This is a genomic window from Streptomyces sp. T12, from assembly GCF_028736035.1.
Lineage (GTDB): Bacteria > Actinomycetota > Actinomycetes > Streptomycetales > Streptomycetaceae > Streptomyces.
In genome coordinates this window covers 7348939-7374464 of record NZ_CP117866.1, presented here as the reverse complement: position 1 = coordinate 7374464, position 25526 = coordinate 7348939, and the positions used below count along the sequence as shown (strand labels likewise).

Genomic DNA, 25526 nt, shown 5'->3' with positions numbered 1-25526 from the left:
CAGTTGCGGAGGGTCTGAGCGGCCCTGATGAAGTCCGGTGCGGTACCGCGCCCCGTCAGGGGCGCGGGGCCCTGTCGATATGCGGCTCTGCCGCGTGGGCGCGACCGCCCCCACCGGCCCGCGGTCGATCACCGCTGTGCCGGCGGAGCGCCGTGGCGCAGGACGAGCGCCGCGTTGGAGCCCATGAGTCCCCGGCTGAGGACCAGGGCCGTGCGGAGCTCGGCCGGGCGCGCCGTGGCGGTCACCAGGTCGATGTCGTGGCAGACGTCGAAGACGTTCGGGGTCGGCGGTATCTGCCCGTGCTCCATGGACTGCACCGCGGCCACGATGTCCAGCAGGGGTGCCCCGCAGTACGACCGCCCGATGCCGGTCTTGGGGGCCGTGACGGGCACCTTGGTGCCGTGCGGGCCGAGGGCGTCGGCGAGGGCGAGGGCCTCGGCGCGGTCCGCCTCGGGGACGCCGAGCGCGTCGGCGAAGACCACGTCGATCTCCTCCGGTGCGCAGCCGGCCTCGTCGAGGGCGCCGCGGATGGCGTGCGCGAGCCCCTCCCGTGACTGCTCCCAGCGCGAGGCGCCGGTGAAGGTGGCGGAGTGCCCCGCCACGGTGGCCCGGACGGTCGCGGCACGGCGCTGGGCCCGCTCCAGGTCCTCCACGATCAGCACGGCACCGCCCTCCGCGGGCACGAATCCGCAGGCCGCCGCGGTGAAGGGACGGTAGGCGCGCGCCGGGTCCTCGACGGTGCTGAGCTCGGGGTATCCGAGCTGGCAGACCCCCGAGTAGGGGGCGAGCGGGGCCTCGGCCGCCCCGACCACGACCACCTCCGTGCCCCGCTCCACGGCCCGGGCGGCGTGCGCGACGGCGTCCAGGCCGCCCGCCTCGTCGCTGGCCACCACCCCGCAGGGGCCCTTGAAGCCGCTGCGGATGGATATCTGGCCGGTGCTGGCCGCGTAGAACCAGGCGATGGACTGGTAGGGCCCGACGAACCGGGATCCCTGTCCCCACAGCTTCTGCAGTTCCCGCTGGCCGAACTCGCCGCCGCCGGAGCCGGCCGCGGTGACCACGCCGACGGAGTACGGGGAGTCGGCGGCGCTGCTGCTCAGCCCCGCGTCCCGCAGGGCGGCGTCGGCGGCGGCCAGGGCGAAGTGGGTGAACTTGTCGGTCTGGACGAGGAAGGTCTCCTCGATGAGCGCCGACGCGTCGAATCCGCGGACCTCGCCGGCGATACGGAGCGGAAGGTGCTCGCAGCCGTCCCGGGTTATTCGGTCCAGGACGCTCGTGCCGTCCTTGACGGACTTCCAGTAGGTGTCCGCGTGCAGGCCGTTGGGCGCGACCACACCGATCCCCGTGACGGCGGTGTGCCGGGGGCGTATACCACTATCACTCATTTCGTCCTCCCACCCGGCCCCGTCAGGAGCACCGCGGACTGGAAACCGCCGAAGCCGCTGCCCACGGAGAGCACGTTGTCGAGCCTTCGCGGGCGTGCGGTGCGCGGTACGTAGTCCAGGTCGCACTCGGGGTCCGGGGTCTCGTAGTTCGCCGTGGGCGGCACCACCTGCCGGGCCAGGGCGAGCACACAGGCGACGACCTCGATCGCGCCGATCGCCCCGAGCGAGTGGCCCACCATGGACTTGATCGAGCTCATGGGCGTGTCGTAGGCGTGGGAGCCGAGGGACTTCTTGACCGCGGCGGTCTCGTGACGGTCGTTCTGGCGGGTGCCGGAGCCGTGTGCGTTGACGTAGTCGATGTCCGTGGGGTCCACGCGCGCGTGGTCGAGCGCGGCGTCGATGGCCCGGGCCATCTCCAGTCCTTCGCTGGTCAGCCCGGTCATGTGGTAGGCGTTGCCGAAGGTGGCGTAGCCGCCTATCTCGCAGTACACGTGCGCGCCGCGCGCGCGGGCGTGTTCCAGTTCCTCCAGTACGAGGACGGCGGCGCCCTCGCCCATGACGAATCCGTCGCGGTGGGCGTCGAAGGGCTTGGACGCGTGCGCCGGGTCGTCGTTGTTGGGCGAGGTGGCCTTGATGGCGTCGAAACAGGCCATGGTGATCGGGGAGATCGGCGAGTCCGACGCCCCGGTGATGCAGATGTCGGCGCGGCCCTCCTCGATGGTGTGGAAGGCGTAGCCCACCGCGTCGAGCCCGGAGGTGCAGCCGGTGGACACGGTCTGCACCGGCCCCTGGGCGCCGAACCGTTCCGCGACGTCCGACGCCAGCGTGCTGGGCGAGAAGGCCCGGTGCAGGTAAGGGTTCGCGGCGCGGTGGTCGACGTCCCAGCGCTGCCCGCCTTCGCTGACCAGGACGTAGTCGTGCTCCAGCCGGGTCGTGCCGCCCACCGCGCTGCCCAGGGACACGGCCACGCGCCAGGGGTCCTCCGCGCCGAAGTCGACTCCGCTGTCGGTCACGGCCTCCGTCGCGGCGACGACGGCGAACTGTATGTAGCGGTCGGCGCGTTCGACCAGCTCGGGTTCGAGCCCGTGGGCGAGCGGGTCGAAGTCGCACTCGGCGGCTATCCGGGACCGCAGCCCCTCGGGGTCGAACAGGGTGATGCCTCGTGTCGCGGTACGGCCGCCCGAGAGGAGGTCCCAGAACGCGGGCACCCCTATGCCTCCCGGAGCGACCACGCCTATGCCGGTGACCGCCACCCGCCGGGTCATGAGAGGACCCCGCGTCGGTCGGGCCGCCCGCTCTCCTCCTGGACGAGCGGGTACGGCTTGAGGTCGTCGCTGATCTCCGGGGCCTCCGTGTCGACGTGACCGAGGCTCGGCTTCGGGGCCAGCGGGCTCAGATGGAAGACCATCCGGGCTTCCTCGTCACCGACGTTGCGGAAGCGGTGCCGCATGTCGATGGGGATCATGAGGCCCTGGTCGGCGCGGAGGGAAAACGTTTCTCCGTCCAGGTCGACCTCCAGCCGGCCCTCGACGACGTACACGAACTCCTCGGAGTACGGGTGGTAGTGCTCGCTGATGCGTTCGCCGGGCCGCATGATGGCGAGGCCCATGAACCCGCTCGTGGCACCCACCGTGACAGGGGTGAGCAGGGTGCGCAGGTCGCCACCACGCTTGCGGTTGGGCTCGATCTCGTTCACGTCCACGACGCGCGGGCGCATCTTCTCCATGGTCTGTCTCCAGGTCGTTCGGTGGGGTGTGGGTCCCTGCGCTGTGCCGTCAGGGCTGCGCGGCCCTGCGGTCGGTGATCAGCGCCATCTCGGCGTGCGCCAGGAGGCGGGTCGCCTCCCGTTCGCCCGTGGGCACTCCCGCCACGCCGAGTGCGTCACCGTCGAGCAGACGGGCCAGCACGGCGGCCTTGCGCGGGCCGTGGATGCCGAGCGCCCTGACCGGATCGGTCTCGGGGTCGCCGCGTACGTCGATGAGGCGGACGACGATGTCCTCGCGCTGGAAGACGGTGCTGCGGTGCACGGGGCCGGCCGGGTCGGCGGCCGCGGTCTCGTCCTGCCGGGAGAGCAGCCGGGCCAGCGCCATGCCACAGCCCGCCCGGGCCGGGTAGTACAGGGCGTGCCGCGTGAGGCCGTCCGGATCCGGTCCGCCGCGTGCCACGTGGTGGACGGCCGGCATGGCGGCGCGGGCGAAGAAGGCCCGCGCGGACTCGGGGTCGGACAGGTCCCGGTGCTGCTCCAGATGCGGGTTGAGGGCCTCCTCGACAGCCCGCACCTCGGGCTGGCGCGAGACGTGGCGCAGCGCCGCCATCAGGTCGCCCTCGACCTCGACGGTGCGCACGACCCGGTTGCCGTGGATGAACAGGGTGGTGCGGCGCAGCCGCGTGGAGTCGTCGACGCGGGCCTGGGGCGGCGCGTAGCCGGCGAGGATCTCCGTGACCTTGGACTCGGAGCCGGGCTTGACGGTGAAGGTCAGGGCGTGACGCGTCACACCGTCACCCACCCGTACGGCCGTCTGGAGTCCGCCGGCGTCCGGGCGGGCGCGGCCGGTCTCACGGACGACGCCGTAACGCATCGACCGCAGCTCACGGACGCAGCTCTGCAGGGGCTTGACCGTCTCGAGATGCTCTTCACTGTTCACCCAGGCGAGGTACGGCGGGGCGGTGGCCCATTCGCTCGTGATGACCCACTGGGACGGGTTCTCCAGGGACTGGCACAACTGGTCACCGAGGTGACCGGGAACCGACGCGACTCGGTCACGCATGTACTCGTACGCGTCGAGGAACTCTTGCTGGGCGCCTTCGTGGAGATCGACGAGCAGGATGACGCGCATCCTGGAACCGTCGAATGCCGACTGGGATGTATAGGGCGAAGTGGTCATCCGGCGGACCCTTCCTTCGCGGAAGCAAGCGGCGGCCGTCCGCGTTCACCTGCGCTGACGCGGGTTTCGGCCCTGAGCCTTCATCGTGGGTCAGGGCCACGGGGTCCGCGAGCCGCGCGGGCCAATTGAGGGAACTGCCCGCGAAGGCGTGCCCGCCGGCAGCCGACACCACGTCAGGCGGGTACCGGGGTGAGCTCGAAGAGGCGGGTGCCGCTGCGCTGTTCGGGCGAGCGCGGGTGGCCGCCCGGCGCGGGCAGGGCTCGGCCGGGGCTCGGCGGTCGGCCGGTCGGTGTCCCCGGGGCACGGCATGTGCCGTCGCCGGAGCGCGGGTTGAGGGCGGCCGAGTTCCGCGCGAGCGAGGCCGTCACGTCGTAAGCGCACTGCGCCGATGAGAGTCACCCTCGCAAAGAGCTCACGCACCGGGCCACGATCGAGGAGTGAGCCGAAGTGTCCGTTCGTCACTCGGGCTTGGACACGACAGCGCTCCGCGGCATCGAGGTACTGCTCCCCCATCCGATGCCACGGAGCGCCGCTGCCTACTCGGCGAGGTGCCGCTCCACCGTCTCCACCTTGGAGGTGAGGCCGTCCGTCACGCCTGGGCGGATGTCCGCCTTCAGGACCAGCGACACCCGCGGCGCCCGCGCCTCGACGGCGGCCACGGCGCGCTTGACGACGTCCATGACCTCGTCCCACTCCCCCTCGACGGAGGTGAACATCGCGTCGGTGCGGTTGGGCAGGCCCGACTCACGCACCACGCGGACGGCGTCGGCGACGTACTCCCCCACGTCCTCGCCGACGCCGAGCGGCGTCACGGAGAAGGCGACGATCATGCGTTGACCTTTCCTTCCTGGCGGGCGCGGGCGGCGATGACGGCGTCCTCGGCCTCACGCCGCAGCTTGCGCTCGGCGAAGAAGCCGCCGGTCGGCAGGACGGAGAGGACGAAGTAGAGCGCCGCGGTCTTCAGGGACCACTTGGTGCGGTTCCAGGCGTCCGCCCAGAAGATCACGTACAGGATGAAGAGAATGCCGTGGACCGCGCCCATCACGGGCACCGCGTTGAAGTCGGTGGTGCGCTTCAGCACCGAGCAGACGAGCAGGAGCAGGAACGACACCGCCTCGGGGCCGGAGACGAGACGGAGGCGGCGGAGGGCGGTGGCGGTCTTGATGTCCACGGGTCACCTTCGGTGGGTTTCGGTGGGAGAGACGTCGGTCGGCTCGGGTCGGCTTGTGAACGCAAGCACAAACGCTCGCCCATTGTGGCAAACCCCGGGAGGGGGTGTGGCTCGGGGTGCCGTCAGGGGTGATGTCCACCTCCAGGACCTGTTGGCGGCGTCACCCGCGGGCTACCTTTCGCTGCGTGGCGATGTTCCGACTCCAGGGCAGCAAGGTGCTCGCCGTCGACATGACCGGGGATGCCGTCAAGGCGAAGAACGGCTCGATGGTCGCGTACGACGGGCAGATGGCCTTCAAGAAGATGAGCGGTGGCGGTGAGGGCATCCGGGGGATGGTGACCCGGCGGCTCACCGGTGAGCAGATGACGGTGATGGAGGTGAAGGGGCACGGCACGTGCTGGTTCGCGGACCGGGCCTCCGAGATCAACCTCGTGAACCTCCAGGGCGACAAGCTCTACGTCGAGTCGAGCAACCTGCTCGCGACCGACGCGGGGCTGCGGACCGGCACGTCCTTCACGGGGCTGCGCGGCGCCTCGCAGGGCAACGGGCTGTTCACGACCACCGTCGAGGGGCACGGACAGGCGGCGATCATGTCGGACGGGCCCGCGGTGGTGCTGCGGGTCAGCTCGCAGTACCCGCTGACCGTCGACCCGGGGGCCTATGTGGCCCATCAGGGGAATCTGCGGCAGTCCTTCCAGTCCGGTGTGACCTTCCGCACGCTCATGGGCGAAGGCGGTGGCGAGGCCTTCCAGATCCGGTTCGAGGGGGACGGGCTGGTGTACGTACAGCCGAGCGAGCGGAACACGATCGCGGGGGACGTGTGAGATGACCTTCCGCGAGATCAACTCCAAGATGATCGAGGCGACCGTCCTGCCCGGTCAGCGCCTGTTCAGCCAGCGCGGCGCGATGCTCGCCTACAAGGGCGAGGTGTCCTTCACCCCCAACATGGCCGGCGGCCAGGGCGGGATCATGTCGATGATCGGGCGCCGGGTGGCGAACGAGGACACCCCGCTGATGTCCGTCGAGGGCAGCGGCACCGTGCTCTTCGGGCACGGCGGCCACCACGTGCAGGTGATCAACCTCTCCGGCGACACCCTGTGCGTCGAGGCGGACCGCCTCCTCGCCTTCGAGGGCACCCTCCAGCAGGGCACCATGTTCCTCGGCTCGCAGGGCGGCGTCATGGGCATGGTCCGGGGACAGATCAGCGGGCAGGGGCTGTTCACGACCACCCTCAAGGGGCACGGTGCCGTCGCCGTCATGGCGCACGGCGGCGTCTTCGAGATCCCGATCACCCCGCAGCGCCCCGTCCACGTCGACCCCCAGGCCTACGTCGCCCACCACGGCGACGTACGCAACAAGCTCTCCACCGCGCTCGGCTGGCGCGACATGGTGGGCCGCGGCTCGGGCGAGGCCTTCCAGCTGGAGCTCAGCGGCAGCGGTGCGGTGTACGTCCAGGCGTCGGAGGAGAAGCTGTGAGCCCCTACGGAACCCCCGGCGGCTACGGGACCCCCGGCGGCTACGGAACCCCCGCCGGCCCCACGGTCCTCGACCCGGCGACGCTGCCCTGCGACGACAGCGTCAACGCCTACACCTTCTGCGTGGAACTCAAGGGGAGCCAGTGGTTCCTGCAGAAGGGGAAGATGATCGCCTACTACGGCTCGATCGACTTCAACGGCGTCGGGCACGGCCGACTCGACCGACTTGTCCGTACGTCCTTTCATTCGCCTCTGCACGCGAGCGACTGGGTCGTGGCCGAGGGCTCGGGCAAGATGCTGCTGGCCGACCGGGCCTTCGACGTGAACTCGTACGACCTCGAAGACGGCAACCTGACCATTCGCTCGGGCAACCTGCTCGCTTTTCAGCCAAGTCTCGCGCTCAAGCAATCGATCGTGCCGGGTTTTCTGACCCTCATCGGAACCGGAAAGTTCGTGGCCGCATCTAACGGTCCGGTGGTGTTCATGGAACCCCCGATCCGGGTGGACCCGCAGGCACTCGTCGGCTGGGCCGACTGCCCCTCCCCGTGCCACCACTACGACCATGGCTACATGACCGGCGTGATGGGCGGTCTACGTGCACTGACAGGCCTCGGCGGGGCCTCCGGAGAGGAGCATCAGTTCGAGTTCGTCGGAGCCGGCACCGTGCTGCTCCAGTCGACCGAAACCCTCATGGCCGAGCAGGCCACGGGGGCCGTTCCGCCGGAGCCCGGAGTACCCGGTGCCGGCGGGGCCCACACAGGCCCTTCACAAACGGCCGGGACACCGCGCCTTCCCGGACAGCTGGGAGACCTCCAGCGTCGCTTCGGGCTGTGAGCGGTAGTCTGCGGAGTGTGACATCGAACGTGTGCGCACACAGATGTGTCACAGAAAACCCTCACTAGTTCGCCTTTCAACATTTTAGGTAGACTTCATTTATGGAGACCGAGACGGCCACCCCCTGGCTGACCGATGCGGAGCAGTGCGCCTGGCGCACCCACCTGGAGGTCAACAGGCTGTTGACGTACCAGCTCGAAAGGGACCTGCAGCCGTTCGGCCTGACAATGAACGACTACGAGATCCTGGTGAATCTCTCCGAGTCGGAGGACGTACGGATGCGGATGAGCGACCTCGCGTCGGCCACCCTCCAGTCCAAGAGCCGCCTCTCCCACCAGATCACCCGGATGGAGAACGCGAACCTGGTCCGGCGTGAGAACTGCGAGTCCGACCGTCGCGGGCTCTACGCGGTGCTCACCGAGCACGGCATGGAGACGATGAAGAAGGTCGCGCCGCATCATGTGTCGTCCGTGCGGAGGCACTTCATCGATCTGCTGCCCCCCGAGTCCCTGACCGAGCTCGACAAGGCCCTCAAGCCGATCGCGGAACACCTGCGCGGTCAGCGGGGACGCCCGTAACCCGGGCGGACCCGGCGGGCGCCGGCAGACCCGACGTCTACGTCTACGTCTACGTCTACGTCTACTGAGCCTGCGGCAGGCGGAGTTCGAACAGGGCTCCGCCCGCCGGCGCCCGGCCCACGGTGAGCGTGCCACCGTGCCGTACGGCCACGTCGCGGGCGATGGCCAGGCCCAGCCCGGCGCCGCCGTCGTCGCGGCTGCGGGCCTCGTCGAGCCGTACGAACCGTTCGAAGATCCGCTCCTGGTCGGCCTCGGCCACCCCGTCCCCGTCGTCCGCGACGGCCACGACGGCCCAGGCGCCCTCCCCGCCGCCCCCGGCCCCGCCCCCGTCCCCGTCCCCGTCCCGCCGGACGGTCACGGTGACCGCCGAGCGGGCGTGCCGCTGCGCGTTGTCCAGCAGGTTGGTCAGCACCCGCCCCACCTGCCCCCGCGACCCGGCCACCGCCACGACCTGCGCCTGAACCGTCACGCCGGCCCGCCCCTCGGCCTCCTCGCGGGCCAGCGCGCCGAGGTCGAACCGCGCCGGGGGTCCGGGGGTTGTCCCCCGGGAAAATGCAGTACCGGGCCGCTCGCCCGCGTCCAGGCGGGCCAGCAACAGCAGGTCGGCGGCCAGGCCCTGCAGTCGTACGGTGTCCTCCACGGCGCCGTCGAGGTCGAGCAACTCGGGGTGCGCGACGCCCACTTCGAGCTGGGTGCGCAGGGACGCGATCGGGCTGCGCAGCTCGTGCGAGGCGTCGGCGACGAAGCGGCGCTGGCGTTCCACCGAGGTCTGCAGCGCGGCCAGCGTCTCGTTCGTGGTCAGTGCGAGGTGGGCGACCTCGTCGTGCGTGTCCGGCACCGGTACGCGGCGCGCGAGGTCCTCGGAGGCGGTGATCGCGGCCATCTCGCTGCGGATGCCCTCGACCGGACGCAGGGCGCGCCGGGTGACCAGCCAGGTGACGGCCGCGACGACGCCGAGCAGCAGCGGGAAGCCGATCAGCATGACGGTCAGCGCCGTCTTGACGGCGCCCTGTTCGGCGGAGAGCGGGGCGCCCGCGTACACGGTGAGCGTGCCCCTGCCCTTGACCTCGACCTGGACCTTGGCGAAGCGGTAGTCGTCGGTCTCGCCGTCGAGCGTGGCGGTGCCGTTCGTGAAGGTGGTGTGGTCGCTGATCTCGCCCGGCTCCAGGGAGGAGTCGTCGTCCGCGTCGTCGTCGGAGTCCTCACCGCCCTCGCCCCCACCGGGCGAGGTCCGCGGCTGTGGCCGCACCGCGTCGGTGCCCGTGCCGCTGATCCGCTCCAGGTCCTCGCTGGCGGCGAGCAGCCTGTTGTTCTCGTCGACGACCTGGACGGGTTCGTCGTTGTCCACCGACAGCGGCTGGTCCGGCCTCTTGATCGCGATGTCCGTGGCGACGGCCCGTGCGGTGTGTTCCGCCTCCGTGCCGGCCTCTCCGACCAGATTGGACCGAAGCGACAGCAGGACGGCGGTCCCGGCCGCGACCAGCGCCACCGCGACGACGAAGGTGGCGGCCAGCGTGGCCCGGGACCGGACGGAGCCGAAGAGGCGACCTCTCATCGCGCGGCCTCCACTGTCTCCAGCCGGTAACCGGCGCCCCGGACCGTCCGGATGAGCCCGGCGCGCAGCTTGCGCCGCAGGGTGCTGACGTACACCTCGACGATGTTCGGATCGCCCTCGTACGCGAAGTCCCAGACGTGCTCCAGGATCTCGGCCTTGGACACCACCTCGCCGGCCCGCACCACGAGCTGCTCCAGGACGGCGAACTCCTTGGCCGTGAGGGTCACTTCGTCGTCCCCGAGGAAGACGCGGCGGGCGGCGGTGTCGACCTTGAGGTCCCCGTGGACGTGCACGGGAGAGGCTCCGGCACCCTGGCCGCCACGCCGCAGCAGCGCCTTCACGCGGGCGACGAGCACGACGTACGAGAACGGCTTGGTGAGGTAGTCGTCGGCGCCGGTGTCCAGCCCCTCGGCCTCGTCGTACTCGCCGTCCTTGGCGGTGAGCATGAGGATCGGCACGTCGTGGCCGGCGGCGCGCAGGGCGGCGCAGACGCGGTAGCCGTTCATGCCGGGCAGCATGATGTCGAGGATCACGAGGTCGTACGACCCCTCCGAGGCCCGGTACAGCCCTTCCCGGCCGTCGTGGACGACGTCCACGGCGTACCCCTCGGCCGTCAGGCCCTTGGCGAGCGACAGGGCCAGCCGCTTCTCGTCCTCCACGATCAACAGGCGCATGCGTAAAGACTGGCAAAGCGGAGCTGAAGATCTCTTCAGGGGGCTTCAGGTTCCTCTCAGCGTCGCTTCGGCAGATTGGTTCCCGTCGAAACGAAGCGACATGAAGCGGCATGAAGCAGCATGAAGCCGCATGGAACGCCGTGAAGCGCAACGACCCGGGAGGGAACCCCATGAAGCGCAACATCGTCATCGCCACCGTCGCCGCCGCGGCACTGATCGGAGGCGGCACCGTCGCGGCCTACGCGTCCGGTGACGACGACAACGCGCCCACGCAGCGGCAGTCGAACGTACGGGTCGCCGACGACCGGGACGACGCGGAGGACGCCACCGACGACGACGCCACCGAGGTCCGTTCGGCAGCCGCCGCCTCCAAGGTCACCGCCGCCGACGCGATCGCGGCCGCGCTGAAGCACACCCCGGGCACGGCCGTCGCCGCCGACCTGGACGACGACGGTGCGGACGCCTGGGACGTGGACGTCGTGAAGTCCGACGGCACCGAGTACACCGTCTCGGTCTCCCCCAGCACCGGCAAGGTCCTCGGCGCCCAGCGCGACGCCGACGACGACAACGACGGCCGCGAGGACCTCGCCGCGCTGAAGGGTGCGGGCGTGGACGCCCGCGAGGCCGCCCGGGCCGCAGCGGCGAAGGGCACCGTCACCGACGTCGACCTGGACGACGACGGTCCGGCGGCCTGGAGCGTGGAGACCACGAAGGGCGAATGGAAGGTCGACCTCAAGACGGGCAAGGTCACCCCGGACCACGACGACGACCAGGGCGACCAGGACGACCAGGACGACCGCGACGGCGACGACGCCTGACGTCAGGCCGCCTGGACGGCACCCCCGTCCCGCACCTCCTCCGCTTCCTCAGGGGCGCCGCCGTCACGGGCGGCGCCCCTCGCCGCGGCCACGGCCACGGCCGCCAGCAGCGTCACCGCACCGGTCACCGCGAAGCACCACCCCGTCGACAGCCGTCCGACCAGCACCCCGGCGACCGCGGTGCCTGCCGTACCCCCGGCGTTGACGGCCGTGTTCACCCAGGCCCCGGCCTGGACCCGGGCCTCGGGCGCGGCCGCCTCGTCGGCGATGAGGTACGCGGTGGTGAGGGCCGGGGCCACGAAGAGCCCGGCGACCGCCATGGCCGACGCGAGCGTGCCGAGGCCCGGGGCCAGCCCCGCGCCGAGCAGTGCCAGCCCCAGTCCTGCGGCCAGCAGCGGCAGCCGTAGCCCTGCCGAAATCCGCCACGCGACGGCCCCGTTGGCGAGCCCGCCGACGGCGCTTCCGGCCGACAGGGCGGCCAGTACCCAGGCCACGCTGTCACTGCCGTGGCCGCGCCCCTCGGCGAACGCCACGACCAGCAGTTCGACGGCGCCCAGCGCGAGCCCGACGCCCGCGGCGGCGATCACCGGCCGCCCGATCCCGCACAGCACCCGACGCCGGCTCTTGCCTCGCGCCCTCGGCTTCGCGTGGCCGGGGGCCAGGTCCCGCACAGGGGGCGAGGCCACGAACCCCGCCGTCCCGGCCGCGATCAGCACGGCCCCGACGACGATCCCGAGCGCCGGCGGAGCGAACCCGACGACCACGCCGACCAGCAACGGCCCCGAGACGAAGAGCAGTTCCTCGGCGACGGCGTCCAGGCTGTAGGCGCGCTGCACCAACGCCCGGTCGCCGGCGATCCTGCCCCACACGGCCCGCATGGTCGGCCCCAGCGGCGGAGTACAGGTGCCCGCGGCGGCGGTCACGGCGCCCAGCACGAGCGGCGAGGCGACACCCGGGCGCCAGACGATCACCGTCAACAGCCCGAGCAACGCGGTATAGGCCGCGACCATCGGCACGAGCGCCCGGCGCGGCCCGTACCGGTCGATCAGGGCCGCCCTCGCGGGCGACAGAAAGACGCTGGTCCCGGAGAACAGCGCCATCACGACGCCCGCCACCGCATACGACCCGCAGGCCCGGGTCACGGCGAGCATCACGGCCAGCGGGACGATGCCGTACGACAGCCTGCCGAGCAGGGCGGCGGCGAAGCTGCGGCGGGCGTACGGGATCCGGAGAACGGCGGCATACGAAGGCCGCACGACAGACGTGGAAGACACGGAAGTTCCTCGACTCGAGGCGAAAAAGGGGACGCCGGATCGCCGCGACGGTCACGGCCGACGGCCGTCCACCGTGCGCGGGCGAGGCGCGCCCTATGCCAAGAGGAGGTACATGCGGATCAACCTAACAGCGGGCCCCGGGAGTTGACCATGCCGAAGGCCCGGGAGCCGACGAAGCCACAGACAGCCCCGTCGCGCCGACGGCGAGACGCTCCCCTCGGGACCGCCCGCCGGGAGGGACTCAGGCCTGCGTAAGCCCCGCCACCAGCTCGTCCGCCGCCCGGTAGGGGTCCAGCTCCCCGGCGACGATCTTCTCTGCCAGCGCGCCGAGGCGGCGGTCGCCGTGGAGGTCGGCGATGCGTTCGCGCAGGGCGGTGACGGCGATGGTCTCCACCTCGCGGGCGGCGCGGGCGCGGCGGCGTTCCGCGAGGACCCCGCGCTCCTCCATCCACGCCCGGTGCTTCTCCAGGGCCTCCAGGACCTCGTCGACGCCCTCGGCGCGGGCTGCCACCGTCTTGACGATCGGGGGGCGCCAGTCGCCGGGGCCGCGGGACTCGCCGAGGCCGAGCATGTGGTTGAGCTCGCGGGCGGTGGCGTCGGCGCCGTCGCGGTCGGCCTTGTTGACGACGTAGACGTCGCCGATCTCCAGGATGCCCGCCTTCGCCGCCTGGATGCCGTCACCCATGCCGGGGGCGAGGAGGACCACCGAGGTGTCGGCCTGCGAGGCGATCTCCACCTCCGACTGGCCCACGCCCACCGTCTCGACCAGGATCACGTCGCAGCCCGCCGCGTCCAGGACGCGGATCGCCTGCGGGGCGGCCCACGCGAGGCCGCCCAGGTGGCCTCGCGTCGCCATCGAGCGGATGTAGACGCCGGGGTCGGAGGAGTGGTCGGACATCCTCACCCGGTCGCCGAGCAGGGCACCGCCCGAGAACGGCGAGGACGGGTCGACGGCCAGGACGCCGACCCGCTTGCCCTGCTTGCGGTACGCGGTCACCAGGGCGGAGGTGGACGTCGACTTGCCCACGCCGGGAGATCCGGTCAGGCCCACGACATACGCATTGCCCGTCAGCGGGGCCAGCGTCGCCATGACCTCCCGCAGCTGCGGGGACGCCCCCTCCACCAGGGAGATCAGCCGGGCCACGGCCCGCGGCCGGCCTTCCCTGGCCTGGGCCACCAGGGTGGAGACGTCCTGCATCACAGCTCCGTTCGCGAAAGAGGTCCTACAACGAGAACTCAGGCCTTGGATACCCGCACGATCAGTGCGTCACCCTGGCCGCCACCGCCGCACAGCGCGGCCGCGCCCACGCCGCCGCCCCGCCGCTTCAGCTCCAGGGCCAGGTGCAGGACGAGCCGCGCACCCGACATACCGATCGGGTGACCCAGGGCGATGGCTCCGCCGTTGACGTTCACCTTTTCCGATGACACGCCGAGGTCCTTCATTGACTGCACCGCGACGGCTGCGAAGGCCTCATTGATCTCGATCAGGTCGAGGTCGGAGACCTCCAGGCCCTCCTTCTTCAGGGCGTGGAGGATGGCGTTGGAGGGCTGGGACTGGAGGCTGTTGTCCGGGCCCGCCACGTTGCCGTGGGCGCCGATCTCGGCGATCCAGTCCAGGCCGAGCTCCTGCGCCTTGGCCTTGCTCATGACGACGACCGCGGCGGCGCCGTCCGAGATCTGGGACGCCGAACCCGCCGTGATCGTGCCGTCCCGGGAGAACGCCGGGCGCAGCTTGCCCAGCGACTCGGCCGTGGTCTCCGCGCGGATGCCCTCGTCCTTGCTGAAGACGACCGGCTCGCCCTTGCGCTGCGGGATCTCGACCGGGGTGATCTCCGCCTCGAAGATGCCGTTCTTCTGGGCGGCGGCGGCGCGCTGGTGGGACAGGGCGGCGATCTCGTCCTGCTCGGGGCGCTGGATGCCGAGGCGGGTGTTGTGCTTCTCCGTCGACTCGCCCATGGCGATGTTCTCGAAGGCGTCGGTCAGACCGTCGTGCGCCATGGCGTCGAGCATCTCGATCGCGCCGTACTTGAAGCCCTCGCGGGACTTCGGCAGCAGGTGCGGGGCGTTGGTCATGGACTCCTGGCCGCCCGCGACGATCACGTCGAACTCGCCGGCGCGGATCAGCTGGTCCGCGAGGGCGATGGCGTCGAGGCCGGACAGACACACCTTGTTGACGGTGAGCGCCGGGACGTTCATCGGGATGCCGGCCTTGACCGCGGCCTGGCGCGCCGGGATCTGCCCCGCCCCGGCCTGCAGCACCTGGCCCATGATCACGTACTGCACCTGGTCGCCGCCGATCCCCGCACGGTCGAGGGCGGCCTTGATCGCGAAGCCGCCGAGGTCGGCTCCCGAGAAGGACTTCAGCGAGCCCAGCAACCGCCCCATGGGCGTACGGGCCCCCGCGACGATCACCGAGGTACTGCTGTTCGTTCCAGACATGAGGTGCGATCCCCTTCCGGCTGCACTGCCGAGGAGTGAACGAGGGTTTACTTCGAATGTACTGAGTGGCACTCCGTGCCGTCACCGGGCTGTCGGTGTGATCGCGCGCACGTTGCGTAACCACCTCGGGAGCGCTGCACTGAGTTCCATGCTGACGCGAATCGACCACATCGGAATCGCCTGCTTCGATCTCGACAAGACCGTCGAGTTCTACCGGGCCACATACGGCTTCGAGGTGTTCCACTCCGAGGTCAACGAGGAGCAGGGCGTCCGCGAGGCCATGCTCAAGATCAACGACACCTCCGACGGCGGTGCCTCCTACCTGCAGCTTCTCGAGCCCACGCGCCCGGACTCCGCCGTCGGGAAGTGGCTCGACAAGAACGGCGAGGGTGTCCACCACATCGCCTTCGGTACGGCGGATGTGGACGGCGACGCCGCCGACATCAAGGACAAGGGCATCCGTGTTCTGTACGAAGAGCCCCGGCGCGGCTCCATGGGGTCACGAATCACTTTCCTGCACCCCAAGGATTGCCACGGCGTACTGACAGAACTGGTCACTTCGGCGCCTGTTGAGTCACCTGAGCACTGACCCTCGTACATATGGGCCGGTAGGGTTGGGGGCGGTCGCCGCTCAGTCCAGGGTGACCCGGCCCCTCCGTCCGACGGGGGGACCGTCCGGGGTCCGGGTTTCGGGGGACGAGGGTGGGGCAACAGCCCGTGCTTCGCCGTTGATCTGACACCATTCCCCGGGGGCCCCGTTCGGCGGATGGACGGTGCTCGTATGGAGAGACTTGCGACCAGGGGACGGATGGGACCGCGCAGTGCGGGGCTACGAACGCCAGGAGCGAGAGCCGGCGGCTGACGTCGACCACCTCTCTCGGTTCGAGGCCGAGATGGATCGGCTGAAGACCGAGCGGGAAAAGGCGATCCAGCACGCCGAGGACCTCGGCTACCAGGTCGAGGTGCTGCGCGCCAAGTTGCACGAGGCGCGGCGCACCATCATGTCCCGGCCGGCCTTCGACGGCGGTGACATCGGCTATCAGGCCGAGCAGTTGCTGCGGAACGCCCAGGTCCAGGCGGACCAGCTGCGCCAGGAGGCCGAGCGGGAGCTCAGCCAGGCCCGCGCGCAGACCCAGCGCATCCTGCAGGAGCACGCGGAGAACGCGGCCCGGCTGCAGGCGGAGCTGCACCAGGAGGCGGTGACCCGCCGCCAGCAGCTCGACCAGGAGCTGGCCGAGCGGCGCCAGACCGTCGAGTCGCACGTCAACGAGAACGTGGCGTGGGCGGAGCAGCTGCGCGCCCGCAGCGAGTCGCAGGCCCGCCGGCTCCTCGACGAGTCGCGTGCCGAGGCCGAGCAGGCCATGGCGGCCGCGCGTGCCGAGGCCGAGCGGCTGACCAGCGAGGCCCGGCAGCGTCTGACCGGCGCGGCCGAGGAGGCCCGTGCGGAGGCCGAGCAGATCCTGCTCCGGGCCCGTACGGACGCCGAGCGGCTGCTGAACGCCGCCTCCACTCAGGCCCAGGAGGCCACCGACCACGCCGAGCAGCTGCGCAGCTCCACCGCGACCGAGTCGGACGCCGCCCGCCGGCAGGCCACCGAGCTCAGCCGGGCCGCCGAGCAGCGCATGACGGAGGCCGAGGAGGCGCTGCGCAAGGCGCAGTCCGAGGCCGAGAAACTGGTCGCCGAGGCCAAGACGGCCGCCGAGAAGACGCTCTCCAGTGCCGAGTCGGCCAACGAGCAGCGCATGCGTACGGCGAAGGAGCAGGTCGCCCGCCTGGTCAGCGAGGCCACCAAGGAGGCCGAGTCCACCAAGGCGGACGCCGAGCAGGTCGTCGCCGACGCGCGCGCCGAGGCCGAGAAGCTGGTCGCCGAGGCCGCCGAGAAGGCCCGCACGATCACCGCCGAGGAGAGCGCGACCCAGCTGTCCAAGGCGGCCAAGACGGCCGAGGACGTCCTCAACAAGGCGCAGGAGGACGCGCAGAACACCACCAAGGCCGCGGCCGAGGAGGCCGAGCGGATCCGCACCGAGGCCGAGGCCGAGGCGGACCGGCTGCGCGCCGAGGCGCACGACATCGCCGAGCAGCTCAAGGGTTCGGCGAAGGACGACACCAAGGAGTACCGCGCCAAGACGGTCGAGCTGCAGGAGGAGGCCCGCCGGCTGCGCGGTGAGGCCGAGCAGCTGCGCTCCGAGGCGGTCGCCGAGGGCGAGAAGATCCGCGCGGAGGCCCGCAAGGAGGCCGTCCAGCAGATCGAGGAGGCGGCCAAGACCGCCGAGGAGCTGCTCTCCAAGACCAGGCAGGACGCGGACGAGCTGCGCCAGAAGGCCACGACGGACAGCGAGAAGGTCCGCACCGAGGCCATCGAGCGGGCGACCACGCTGCGCCGCCAGGCCGAGGAGACCCTCCAGCGCACCCGCCAGGAGGCCGAGCGGCACCGCGAGGAGGTCGTCGAGCAGGCCGAGGGCATCAAGGCCGACGCCGAGCGCGCCGCGCGGGAGCTGCACGAGGAGACCGAGCGGGCCATAGAGGATCGCCGCGCGGAAGCCGCCGAGGAGCTGGCGCGGCTGCAGTCGGAGGCCGAACAGCGCCTCGCCGCCGCCGAGCAGGCGCTCACCGACGCCCGCGAGGAGGCCGCACGCATCCGGCGCGAGGCCGCCGAGGAGACCGACCGGCTGCGCGCCGAGGCCGCCGAGCGGATCCGCACGCTGCAGCAGCAGGCCGAGGACGAGGCCGACCGGCTGCGTGACGAGGCCGCGTCGGACGCGTCCGCGTCGCGTGCCGAGGGCGAGGCCATCGCCGTACGCCTCAGGTCGGAGGCCGCGGCCGAGGCCGAGCGGCTGAAGTCGGAGGCGCAGGACAGCGCCGACCGGGTCCGTGCGGAGGCGCAGGCCGCCGCCGAGCGGCTCGCCACCGAGGCGTCCGAGACGCTGGCCGCCGCCCAGGAGGAGGCCACCCGGCGCCGCCGCGAGGCCGAGGAGACCCTCGGCTCCGCCCGCCAGGAGGCCGACCAGGAGCGTGAGCGGGCCCGCGAGCAGAGCGAGGAGCTGCTGGCCTCCGCCCGCAAGCGGGTGGAGGAGGCGCAGGCCGAGGCGGTGCGGCTGGTCGAGGAGGCCGACCGGCGCGCCACCGAGATGGTGTCGGCGGCCGAGCAGCACGCCCAGCAGGTCCGCGACTCCGTGTCCGGGCTGCACGAGCAGGCCCAGGAGGAGATCACCGGGCTGCGCAGCGCCGCCGAACACGCGGCGGACCGTACCCGCCGGGAGGCGCAGGAGGAGGCGGACCGGGTCCGTTCCGACGCCTACGCCGAGCGGGAGCGGGCCAGCGAGGACGCGGGCCGCATCCGGCGCGAGGCGGGCGAGGAGTCGCAGGCCGCCAAGTCCCTCGCCGAGCGCACCGTCGCGGAGGCGATCGCCGAGGCGGAGCGGCTGCGGTCGGACGCCGCCGAGCACGCCCAGCGGGTCCGTACGGAGGCGTCGGACGCGATCGCCGAGGCCGACCAGGCCGCGTCGCGCACCCGGGCCGACGCCCGCGAGGACGCCAACCGGATCCGGTCGGACGCGGCGACGCAGGCCGACACCCTCATCACCGAGGCGCGTTCCGAGGCGGAGCGGCTGCAGTCGGAGACGATCGCGGAGGCCGACCGGGTGCGCACCGACGCGCTCGCCAAGGCCGAGAAGCTGGTCGGGGACGCCACGTCGGACGCGGAGCGGCTGCGCGCCGAGGCCGCGGAGACCGTCGGGTCCGCACAGCAGCACGCCGAGCGGGTCCGCAGCGAGTCCCAGCGGATCAAGGCCGAGGCGGCCGCGGAGGCCGAGCGGCTGGTGACCTCCGCGCGCGAGGAGGCCGAGCGCACCCTCGACGAGGCCCGCAAGGACGCCAACAAGCGGCGCCAGGACGTGGCCGAGCAGGTCGACAAGCTCATCACGGAGACCACGGCCGAGGCGGACAAGCTGCTCACCGAGGCGCAGCAGCAGGCGCACAAGACGACCGCGGACGCCGAGGGCCAGGCCGACACCATGGTGGGCGCCGCCCGCAAGGAGGCCGACCGGCTGGTCTCCGAGGCGACGGTCGAGGGCAACTCCATGGTGGAGAAGGCCCGCACGGACGCGGACGAGCTGCTCGTCGGCGCCCGCCGGGACGCCACGTCGATCCGGGAGCGCGCCGAGGAGCTGCGCGACCGCATCACGAGCGAGATCGAGGAGCTGCACGAGCGGGCCCGCCGCGAGTCCGCCGAGACGATGAAGTCGGCCGGCGACCGCTGCGACGCGCTCATCAAGGCCGCCGAGGAGCAGCTGGCCAAGGCCCAGGCGAAGGCCAAGGAGCTGGTCTCGGAGGCCAACTCCGAGGCGGGCAAGGTCCGTATCGCCGCCGTGAAGAAGGCCGAGGGGCTCCTGAAGGAGGCCGAGCAGAAGCGCTCGACGCTCATCAAGGAGGCCGAGGAGCTCAAGGCCGAGGCGATCCGCGAGGCCCGGCGCACGGTCGAGGAGGGCAAGCGCGAGCTGGAGGTCCTGGTCCGGCGCCGCGAGGACATCAACGCCGAAATCTCGCGCGTCCAGGACGTCCTGGAAGCCTTGGAGTCCTTCGAGGCACCGTCCGCGGGCAAGGACGGTGGGGTCAAGGCCGGTGCGACGGTGGGTGCCCCCCGATCGGGTGGCAAGTCGTCAGAGAGCTAGCGCGGCGAGCGGGTTCCGGTGTCTCCTGGGGCCTTTGACCCAGTTTTTGGCAAGCCGTCCGACGGTTAGCCACTCAAAAGGGGTCTCATTCTCCAGATCAAACACGTATCCGCTCGATGACACACCGCTTCGGCCCCTAGGATTCCACTTATCACCTCACCGGTCTCATTCGACAGGAACCCCATGAGCGACACTTCCCCCTACGGCTTCGAGCTTGTGCGGCGTGGGTACGACCGCGCTCAGGTGGACGAACGAATCTCCAAGCTCGTCTCCGACCGTGACAGCGCTCTCGCCCGCATCACCGCTCTGGAAAAGCGCATCGAGGAGCTCCACCTCGAAACGCAGAACGCCCAGGCTCAGGTAACCGACGCAGAGCCGTCGTACGCCGGTCTCGGCGCGCGTGTCGAGAAGATCCTCCGCCTCGCCGAGGAAGAGGCCAAGGATCTGCGCGAGGAGGCCCGCCGCGCCGCCGAGCAGCACCGCGAGCTCGCCGAATCGGCGGCCCAGCAGGTCCGCAACGACGCAGAATCGTTCGCTGCGGAGCGCAAGGCCAAGGCGGAGGACGAGGGCGTCCGGATCGTCGAAAAGGCCAAGAGCGACGCTTCCCAGCTGCGTTCCGAGGCGCAGAAGGACGCGCAGTCCAAGCGTGAGGAGGCCGACGCTCTCTTCGAGGAGACCCGCGCCAAGGCCGCGCAGGCCGCCGCCGACTTCGAGACGAACCTCGCCAAGCGTCGGGAGCAGTCCGAGCGCGACCTGGCGTCCCGTCAGGCCAAGGCCGAGAAGCGCCTCGCGGAGATCGAGCACCGCGCGGAGCAGCTCCGCCTGGAGGCCGAGAAGCTGCGCACGGACGCCGAGCGCCGCGCCCGCCAGACGGTGGAGACGGCTCAGCGCCAGGCCGAGGACATCGTGGCCGACGCCAACGCCAAGGCCGACCGGATCCGTTCGGAATCCGAGCGCGAGCTCGCGGCTCTCACCAACCGCCGCGACTCGATCAACGCTCAGCTGACGAACGTCCGCGAGATGCTGGCGACCCTCACGGGCGCCGCGGTGGCCGCCGCCGGCACCCCGGCCGAGGACGAGCCGATCTCCCGCGGTGTCCCGGCTCAGCAGACCCGGTAACCGTTCGGCGTACGTCGTCTGAACATCTGCGAAGCCCTCTGCCACTCCGGTGGCAGGGGGCTTTGTGGCGTTTTAGCGTGGGCGGCATGATCGAGCTCGAGGGGCTGACGAAGCGGTACGGCGAGAAGGTGGCGGTCAACAACCTCACCTTCACCGTCAGACCCGGCATCGTCACCGGATTCCTCGGGCCCAACGGCGCCGGGAAGTCCACGACGATGCGGATGGTCCTCGGCCTCGACCACCCCACCGCCGGCGACGTCCGTATCGACGGCAAGCACTACGACGAGCTCAAGGACCCCCTGACCTACATCGGCGCCCTGCTGGAGGCGAAGGCCTGGCACGGCGGGCGCAGCGCCTACAACCACCTGCTGTGCCTCGCGCAGAGCAACGGCATTCCGCGGCGGCGGGTGCGGGAGGTGCTGGAGACGGTGGGTCTCACGGCGGTCGCGCGCAAGAAGACCAAGGGCTTCTCGATGGGCATGGGGCAGCGGCTCGGGATCGCGGGCGCGCTGCTGGGCGATCCGCGGATCCTGATGTTCGACGAGCCGGTCAACGGGCTCGACCCCGAGGGCATCCACTGGATCCGCAACCTGATGAAGTCCCTGGCCGGGCAGGGCCGCACGGTCTTCGTCTCCTCGCACCTCATGAGCGAGATGGCGCTGACCGCCGACCACCTCGTCGTGATCGGACAGGGCCGGCTGCTCGCCGACACGTCCATGGCCGACTTCATCGCGCGGAACTCGAAGTCGTACGTGCGGATCCGCACCCCGCAGCGGGAGCTGCTGCTCGACGTGCTGCACACGGCCGGGATCACAGCCGTGGAGTCGGGCAACGGCACCATCGAGGTCGACGGCGGCAAGGCGGAGCAGATCGGGGAGCTGGCGGCGCGGCACGGGGTCGTGCTGCATGAGCTGAGCCCGCAACAGGCCTCGCTGGAGGAGGCATTCATGCAGTTGACCGCGGAGTCGGTGGAGTACCACGCGCACTCCGCGGCGCCACCGGCGCCACCGGCCGAGCAGCGGCAGCAGTGGGGCGAAGGCTGGAGGAGGAGCTGAACATGGCAGCCACCCAGGTGATCCGCTCCGAGTGGACCAAGATCCGGTCCGTGGCCTCCACCGTCTGGACGCTCTCCCTCGCCGTGGTGGTCACGATCGCCCTCGGCATGCTGATCTCGGCCCTGTCGAACCACGAGTTCGACAACATGAGCAAGCGGGACAGGCTCTCCTTCGACCCGACCTTCATCAGCTTCGCCGGGATGACCCTCGGCCAGCTCGCGATGATCGTGTTCGGGGTGCTCGTCGTCTCGAACGAGTACAGCACCGGCATGATCCGCGCCTCGCTGGCCGCCGTACCGCGCCGCGGCACCTTCCTGTTCAGCAAGATCGCGGTGGCGACCGGCCTCGCGCTCGCCGTCGGCATGGCCACCAGCTTCGTCACCTTCTTCCTAGGGCAGGCGATGCTGGGCGAGCACAAGGCGGCCATCGGTGACCCCGGCGTGTTGCGGGCGGTGATCGGCGGCGGGCTCTACATGACCCTCATCGCGATGTTCTCGATGGGCGTCGCCGCGATGCTGCGCTCACCGATGCTGTCGCTGGGCATCCTGATGCCGTTCTTCTTCCTGATCTCGAACATCCTGGGCAACGTCCCGGCCACCGAGAAGATCGGCCGCTATCTGCCCGACCAGGCCGGTAGCAAGATCATGCAGGTGGTCACCCCGATCGACGACGACACCCCGTACGGCCCCTGGGGCGGGCTCGGCATCATGGTGCTCTGGGTGATCGCGGCGCTCGCGGGCGGTTACGCCACGCTCAAGAAGCGGGACGCATAACGGGACACATAGGGGCACACCTCGCCGGGTGGAGCCGCCGGCCCGAGGTTTTACCGGCCCTTGGGTGGAACCGTCAGCGCCTCGGTATCCTCCTAACCCTTACGGGGGGCGTGTGCCCCGCTGTCCTGAACCTTTCGATGGGTGCGGAGCATGATCGAGGCAGTCGGCCTGACCAAGCGCTACGGCGACAAGACCGCTGTGTACAACTTGTCCTTCCAGGTGCGGCCCGGTGCCGTCACCGGCTTCCTGGGCCCCAACGGCTCGGGCAAGTCGACGACGATGCGGATGATCCTCGGCCTGGACAACCCGACCGCGGGCCACGTGAGCATCGGCGGCTACCCGTACCGCAAGCTGCCCAATGCCCCCCGCCAGGTCGGCGCGCTGCTGGACGCCAAGGCCGTGCACGGCGGCCGGGCCGCCCGCAACCACCTGCTGTCCCTGGCCCAGCTGTCCGGCATCCCGGCCCGGCGGGTGGACGAGGTGCTGGGCGTGGTGGGCCTCCAGGACGTGGCCAGGAGGCGCTCCAAGGGCTTCTCGCTCGGCATGGGCCAGCGGCTCGGCATCGCCGCCGCGCTGCTGGGCGACCCTCAGGTGCTGCTGTTCGACGAGCCGGTCAACGGCCTCGACCCCGAGGGCATCCTCTGGGTGCGCAACCTGATGAAGTCGCTCGCGGCCGAGGGCCGGACGGTCTTCGTCTCCTCGCACCTCATGAGCGAGATGGCGCTGACCGCCGACCACCTGATCGTCATCGGGCGCGGGCAGCTGCTCGCCGACATGAGCGTGAAGGACTTCATCGCGGCGAACTCCGCGGGCTTCGCCCGGGTCCGTACGCCCGACACCGAGCCGCAGCTGCGCGAGAAGCTGGCTGGCGCGCTCACCGAGGCCGGCGGCCATGTGCTGCCCGAGCAGGACGGCGCGCTCCGGGTGACCGGGCTGCCGCTCCCCCGCATCAGCGACATCGCGCACGACTCCGACGTACGGCTGTGGGAGCTGTCGCCGCACCAGGCCTCGTTGGAGGAGGCGTACATGCGGATGACGCAGGGCGCGGTCGACTACCGCTCGACGACCGACCAGAAGGCAGGGCTGATGCAGCAGCTGCCGCCGGGCGCGCAGCCGCCGATGCCGGTCCCGGGTCAGGGCCAGCCCGGCTGGTACGCCCCGCCGCCGCCCGAGCAGGGCGGGCAGCCGTTCGCCGCGCCGCAGGGCGGGCAGGGACCGTACGGCGCCCCTGGCGCGCCCGCTGCGGCGCCCGGAGCGGGTGCGCCCAACCCGTACGCCCAGCAGGCCCCGCAGGCGCCCCAGGCCCCGGCACAGCCGCCCGCCGCACCCGCCGCTCCCCCCGCCCCTGCCGCCCCGACCAAACCCGAGGACGCCCGATGAGCACGCCCCAGCCCCCGATGCCGCAGACCGCCGCACCGAACTGGCAGGCGGCGCCCGGCTCGACGTACCCCACCTACACCTCGCCGATCCCCGTCGTGCGCACGCACCTCGGACACGCGCTCTCCTCGGAGTGGACGAAGATCCGCTCGGTGCGCTCCACGATGTGGACGCTCGGCGTGTTCGTGCTGCTGGTCGTCGGCATCGGCCTCGCGGCCGCCGCGCTGGTCGCCGGCAACTCCTCGGAAGGCAGCCTGCGCGCGGAGAACCCGCTGTCGTTCGGCTTCTTCGGCCTGCTGCTCGGCACCATGTGCATCATCACGCTCGGCGTGCTGACCACCGCCTCGGAGTACGGCACCGGCATGATCCGGACCACGATGACCGCCTGCCCGAGCCGCGGCCGCGTGCTGACGGCGAAGGCGATCGTGTTCTTCGTGGTCGCGTTCGTGGTGACGCTGACGTCGGCCGTCCTCGTCGCCCTCGCGGACGTGGCCATGCTGGACGCGCGTGAGCCCACCGGCCAGGAGTGGCTGAAGGGCACGCTCGGCATCTCGCTCTACATCGCGCTGCTCGGCCTGCTCTCGCTCGTCGTCGGCTCGATCATCCGCCACTCGGCGGGCGCGATCACGATCATGATCGGTGTGCTGCTGGCCCCGCTGGTCATCGCGCTGTTCATGTTCTCGGAGTCGCTGCAGGACCTGCAGCAGGCCCTGTTCGAGTACTCGATCCCGAACCAGCTCAGCGTCTTCTACGAGCAGTCCCTCAGCGACTCCGGCCCGTCCGGCTGGGACCCGCTGTGGATCATGCTCGGCGTGACGGCCGCCGCGTTCGCCGGCGCCTACGCCCTGCTGGAGAAGCGGGACGTGTGAGCCGGCCCGGCCGGACCCGCTGGAACTTCGGCTAGAACTTCGGCGCGTTACGGGACCGCTGCACCCGCGTGGTGCGGCGGTCCTTCGCGTTCCAGCACGCCTTGTGCCAGTGCCGGCGGTCGTCGACGCCCGCGTGGTCCGGCCAGGCGACGACGTGCGGGACGCCGTCCGGGATCATCTGCTCGCAGCCCGGGCAGCGGTACGCCTTGCCCTGTGCGCTCGCGCCCGCCACATGCCGTACGTTCCAGTCCTCGCCCTGCCAGTTCTCGGCCGACTGCCAGCCGCCGTAGCGACCGGGACGGTCGTCCTCGGCGCTCTGTCCTGACGAGGCGGCTCCCTTAGGGCCGTTGGGTCGGTTGCGACGCGGGGACACGGAGCACCTCTCGGGGCTATACAGGATGGACGGGTCATGTCCAGCCTACGCGGCACGGACAGGGGTAGTCGTACGGCACCAACCCCCACAAGTCCCTCGCTCCGGCGCTCGATTCTGCAGACAATCCGCAAATCTCTTCGCCAAGCCGTGTCCTCGGCACGTGTCAGACGGTTATGCCCGGTGGGGGAGCTCCGCGTCGGAG

At 71.2% G+C, this 25526-nt stretch carries 25 protein-coding genes; 12 read left to right on the top strand and 13 right to left on the bottom strand.

Going from position 1 to position 25526, the window contains the following annotated elements:
* Positions 1 to 128: 128 nt before the first annotated feature.
* The 7 genes from PBV52_RS33350 to PBV52_RS33320 all read right to left on the bottom strand — a co-directional run bounded on the left by PBV52_RS33350 (position 129) and on the right by PBV52_RS33320 (position 5441).
* Positions 129 to 1385 (bottom strand): ketosynthase chain-length factor, encoded by a 1257-nt coding sequence (locus tag PBV52_RS33350; protein ID WP_274243445.1) that lies wholly within the window; start codon positions 1383 to 1385, stop codon positions 129 to 131.
* Positions 1382 to 2650 carry a beta-ketoacyl synthase gene (locus PBV52_RS33345; protein ID WP_274243444.1) on the bottom strand — a complete coding sequence of 423 codons (1269 nt, stop codon included), beginning with the start codon at positions 2648 to 2650 and terminating at the stop codon, positions 1382 to 1384. The genes PBV52_RS33350 and PBV52_RS33345 overlap by 4 nt, the downstream gene beginning before the upstream one ends.
* Positions 2647 to 3111, bottom strand: a complete 465-nt coding sequence (locus tag PBV52_RS33340) for a cupin domain-containing protein (protein ID WP_062715244.1) — start codon at positions 3109 to 3111, stop codon at positions 2647 to 2649. The genes PBV52_RS33345 and PBV52_RS33340 overlap by 4 nt, the downstream gene beginning before the upstream one ends.
* 49 nt (positions 3112 to 3160) lie before the next feature.
* Complete coding sequence (locus PBV52_RS33335; RefSeq protein ID WP_274243443.1) at positions 3161 to 4270, bottom strand: SchA/CurD-like domain-containing protein; 1110 nt, start codon at positions 4268 to 4270, stop codon at positions 3161 to 3163.
* 173 nt (positions 4271 to 4443) lie between these two features.
* A complete protein-coding gene (locus tag PBV52_RS33330; RefSeq protein ID WP_274243442.1) occupies positions 4444 to 4638 on the bottom strand; it encodes a hypothetical protein in 195 nt (64 codons plus the stop codon).
* Positions 4639 to 4806: 168 nt separating this feature from the next.
* Positions 4807 to 5100 carry an MTH1187 family thiamine-binding protein gene (locus PBV52_RS33325; protein ID WP_062715249.1) on the bottom strand — a complete coding sequence of 98 codons (294 nt, stop codon included), beginning with the start codon at positions 5098 to 5100 and terminating at the stop codon, positions 4807 to 4809.
* Positions 5097 to 5441, bottom strand: coding sequence for a DUF3817 domain-containing protein (locus PBV52_RS33320; protein ID WP_274243441.1), 345 nt, complete (start codon positions 5439 to 5441; stop codon positions 5097 to 5099). The genes PBV52_RS33325 and PBV52_RS33320 overlap by 4 nt, the downstream gene beginning before the upstream one ends.
* A gap of 191 nt (positions 5442 to 5632) precedes the next feature.
* Here PBV52_RS33320 and PBV52_RS33315 point away from each other — a divergent pair, with 191 nt between their 5' ends.
* The 4 genes from PBV52_RS33315 to PBV52_RS33300 all read left to right on the top strand — a co-directional run bounded on the left by PBV52_RS33315 (position 5633) and on the right by PBV52_RS33300 (position 8328).
* Positions 5633 to 6265 (top strand): AIM24 family protein, encoded by a 633-nt coding sequence (locus tag PBV52_RS33315; protein WP_274249757.1) that lies wholly within the window; start codon positions 5633 to 5635, stop codon positions 6263 to 6265.
* A 1-nt stretch (position 6266) separates the two neighbouring features.
* The gene (locus PBV52_RS33310; RefSeq protein WP_274243440.1) at positions 6267 to 6917 is read left to right on the top strand and encodes an AIM24 family protein; all 651 of its coding nucleotides are present in this window, start codon (positions 6267 to 6269) and stop codon (positions 6915 to 6917) included.
* Entirely contained in the window at positions 6914 to 7750 is an 837-nt protein-coding gene (locus tag PBV52_RS33305) for an AIM24 family protein (protein ID WP_274243439.1), read from the top strand. Before PBV52_RS33310 ends, PBV52_RS33305 begins: the two co-directional genes overlap by 4 nt.
* Before the next feature lie 101 nt (positions 7751 to 7851).
* The gene (locus tag PBV52_RS33300) at positions 7852 to 8328 is read left to right on the top strand and encodes a MarR family winged helix-turn-helix transcriptional regulator (RefSeq protein ID WP_274243438.1); all 477 of its coding nucleotides are present in this window, start codon (positions 7852 to 7854) and stop codon (positions 8326 to 8328) included.
* Positions 8329 to 8389: 61 nt separating this feature from the next.
* Here PBV52_RS33300 and PBV52_RS33295 read toward each other — a convergent pair whose 3' ends face one another.
* Together PBV52_RS33295 and PBV52_RS33290 are read right to left on the bottom strand one after the other, a co-directional pair.
* Positions 8390 to 9883 (bottom strand): cell wall metabolism sensor histidine kinase WalK, encoded by a 1494-nt coding sequence (locus PBV52_RS33295; protein WP_274243437.1) that lies wholly within the window; start codon positions 9881 to 9883, stop codon positions 8390 to 8392.
* Entirely contained in the window at positions 9880 to 10557 is a 678-nt protein-coding gene (locus tag PBV52_RS33290) for a response regulator transcription factor (protein ID WP_274243436.1), read from the bottom strand. The genes PBV52_RS33295 and PBV52_RS33290 overlap by 4 nt, the downstream gene beginning before the upstream one ends.
* A gap of 170 nt (positions 10558 to 10727) precedes the next feature.
* On the opposite strand from PBV52_RS33290, the gene PBV52_RS33285 reads away from it, so the two are divergent.
* A complete protein-coding gene (locus PBV52_RS33285) occupies positions 10728 to 11375 on the top strand; it encodes a PepSY domain-containing protein (RefSeq protein ID WP_274249755.1) in 648 nt (215 codons plus the stop codon).
* A 2-nt stretch (positions 11376 to 11377) separates the two neighbouring features.
* Here PBV52_RS33285 and PBV52_RS33280 read toward each other — a convergent pair whose 3' ends face one another.
* The 3 genes from PBV52_RS33280 to PBV52_RS33270 all read right to left on the bottom strand — a co-directional run bounded on the left by PBV52_RS33280 (position 11378) and on the right by PBV52_RS33270 (position 15088).
* Complete coding sequence (locus PBV52_RS33280; RefSeq protein ID WP_274243435.1) at positions 11378 to 12649, bottom strand: MFS transporter; 1272 nt, start codon at positions 12647 to 12649, stop codon at positions 11378 to 11380.
* 241 nt (positions 12650 to 12890) lie between these two features.
* Positions 12891 to 13847: a methylmalonyl Co-A mutase-associated GTPase MeaB gene (gene meaB / locus PBV52_RS33275; RefSeq protein WP_274243434.1), complete on the bottom strand. Its 957-nt coding sequence runs from the start codon at positions 13845 to 13847 to the stop codon at positions 12891 to 12893.
* A 38-nt stretch (positions 13848 to 13885) separates the two neighbouring features.
* Positions 13886 to 15088 (bottom strand): acetyl-CoA C-acetyltransferase, encoded by a 1203-nt coding sequence (locus tag PBV52_RS33270; RefSeq protein ID WP_274243433.1) that lies wholly within the window; start codon positions 15086 to 15088, stop codon positions 13886 to 13888.
* A gap of 148 nt (positions 15089 to 15236) precedes the next feature.
* On the opposite strand from PBV52_RS33270, the gene mce reads away from it, so the two are divergent.
* From mce to PBV52_RS33235, 7 genes are all read left to right on the top strand, one after another.
* Complete coding sequence (mce, locus tag PBV52_RS33265) at positions 15237 to 15677, top strand: methylmalonyl-CoA epimerase (protein WP_274243432.1); 441 nt, start codon at positions 15237 to 15239, stop codon at positions 15675 to 15677.
* A 232-nt stretch (positions 15678 to 15909) separates the two neighbouring features.
* A complete protein-coding gene (gene scy / locus PBV52_RS33260; RefSeq protein WP_274243431.1) occupies positions 15910 to 19758 on the top strand; it encodes a polarized growth protein Scy in 3849 nt (1282 codons plus the stop codon).
* A 183-nt stretch (positions 19759 to 19941) separates the two neighbouring features.
* Positions 19942 to 20877 (top strand): hypothetical protein, encoded by a 936-nt coding sequence (locus tag PBV52_RS33255; protein ID WP_062709803.1) that lies wholly within the window; start codon positions 19942 to 19944, stop codon positions 20875 to 20877.
* A gap of 86 nt (positions 20878 to 20963) precedes the next feature.
* Positions 20964 to 21932: an ATP-binding cassette domain-containing protein gene (locus tag PBV52_RS33250; RefSeq protein WP_274243430.1), complete on the top strand. Its 969-nt coding sequence runs from the start codon at positions 20964 to 20966 to the stop codon at positions 21930 to 21932.
* Positions 21933 to 21934: 2 nt separating this feature from the next.
* Positions 21935 to 22705: an ABC transporter permease gene (locus PBV52_RS33245; protein WP_274243429.1), complete on the top strand. Its 771-nt coding sequence runs from the start codon at positions 21935 to 21937 to the stop codon at positions 22703 to 22705.
* 150 nt (positions 22706 to 22855) lie between these two features.
* Complete coding sequence (locus tag PBV52_RS33240; RefSeq protein WP_274243428.1) at positions 22856 to 24085, top strand: ABC transporter ATP-binding protein; 1230 nt, start codon at positions 22856 to 22858, stop codon at positions 24083 to 24085.
* Positions 24082 to 24951 carry an ABC transporter permease subunit gene (locus PBV52_RS33235; RefSeq protein ID WP_274243427.1) on the top strand — a complete coding sequence of 290 codons (870 nt, stop codon included), beginning with the start codon at positions 24082 to 24084 and terminating at the stop codon, positions 24949 to 24951. Before PBV52_RS33240 ends, PBV52_RS33235 begins: the two co-directional genes overlap by 4 nt.
* Before the next feature lie 31 nt (positions 24952 to 24982).
* On the opposite strand, the gene PBV52_RS33230 is transcribed toward PBV52_RS33235, so the two are convergent.
* Positions 24983 to 25324 carry an ATP/GTP-binding protein gene (locus tag PBV52_RS33230; RefSeq protein ID WP_274243426.1) on the bottom strand — a complete coding sequence of 114 codons (342 nt, stop codon included), beginning with the start codon at positions 25322 to 25324 and terminating at the stop codon, positions 24983 to 24985.
* Positions 25325 to 25526: the final 202 nt, after the last annotated feature.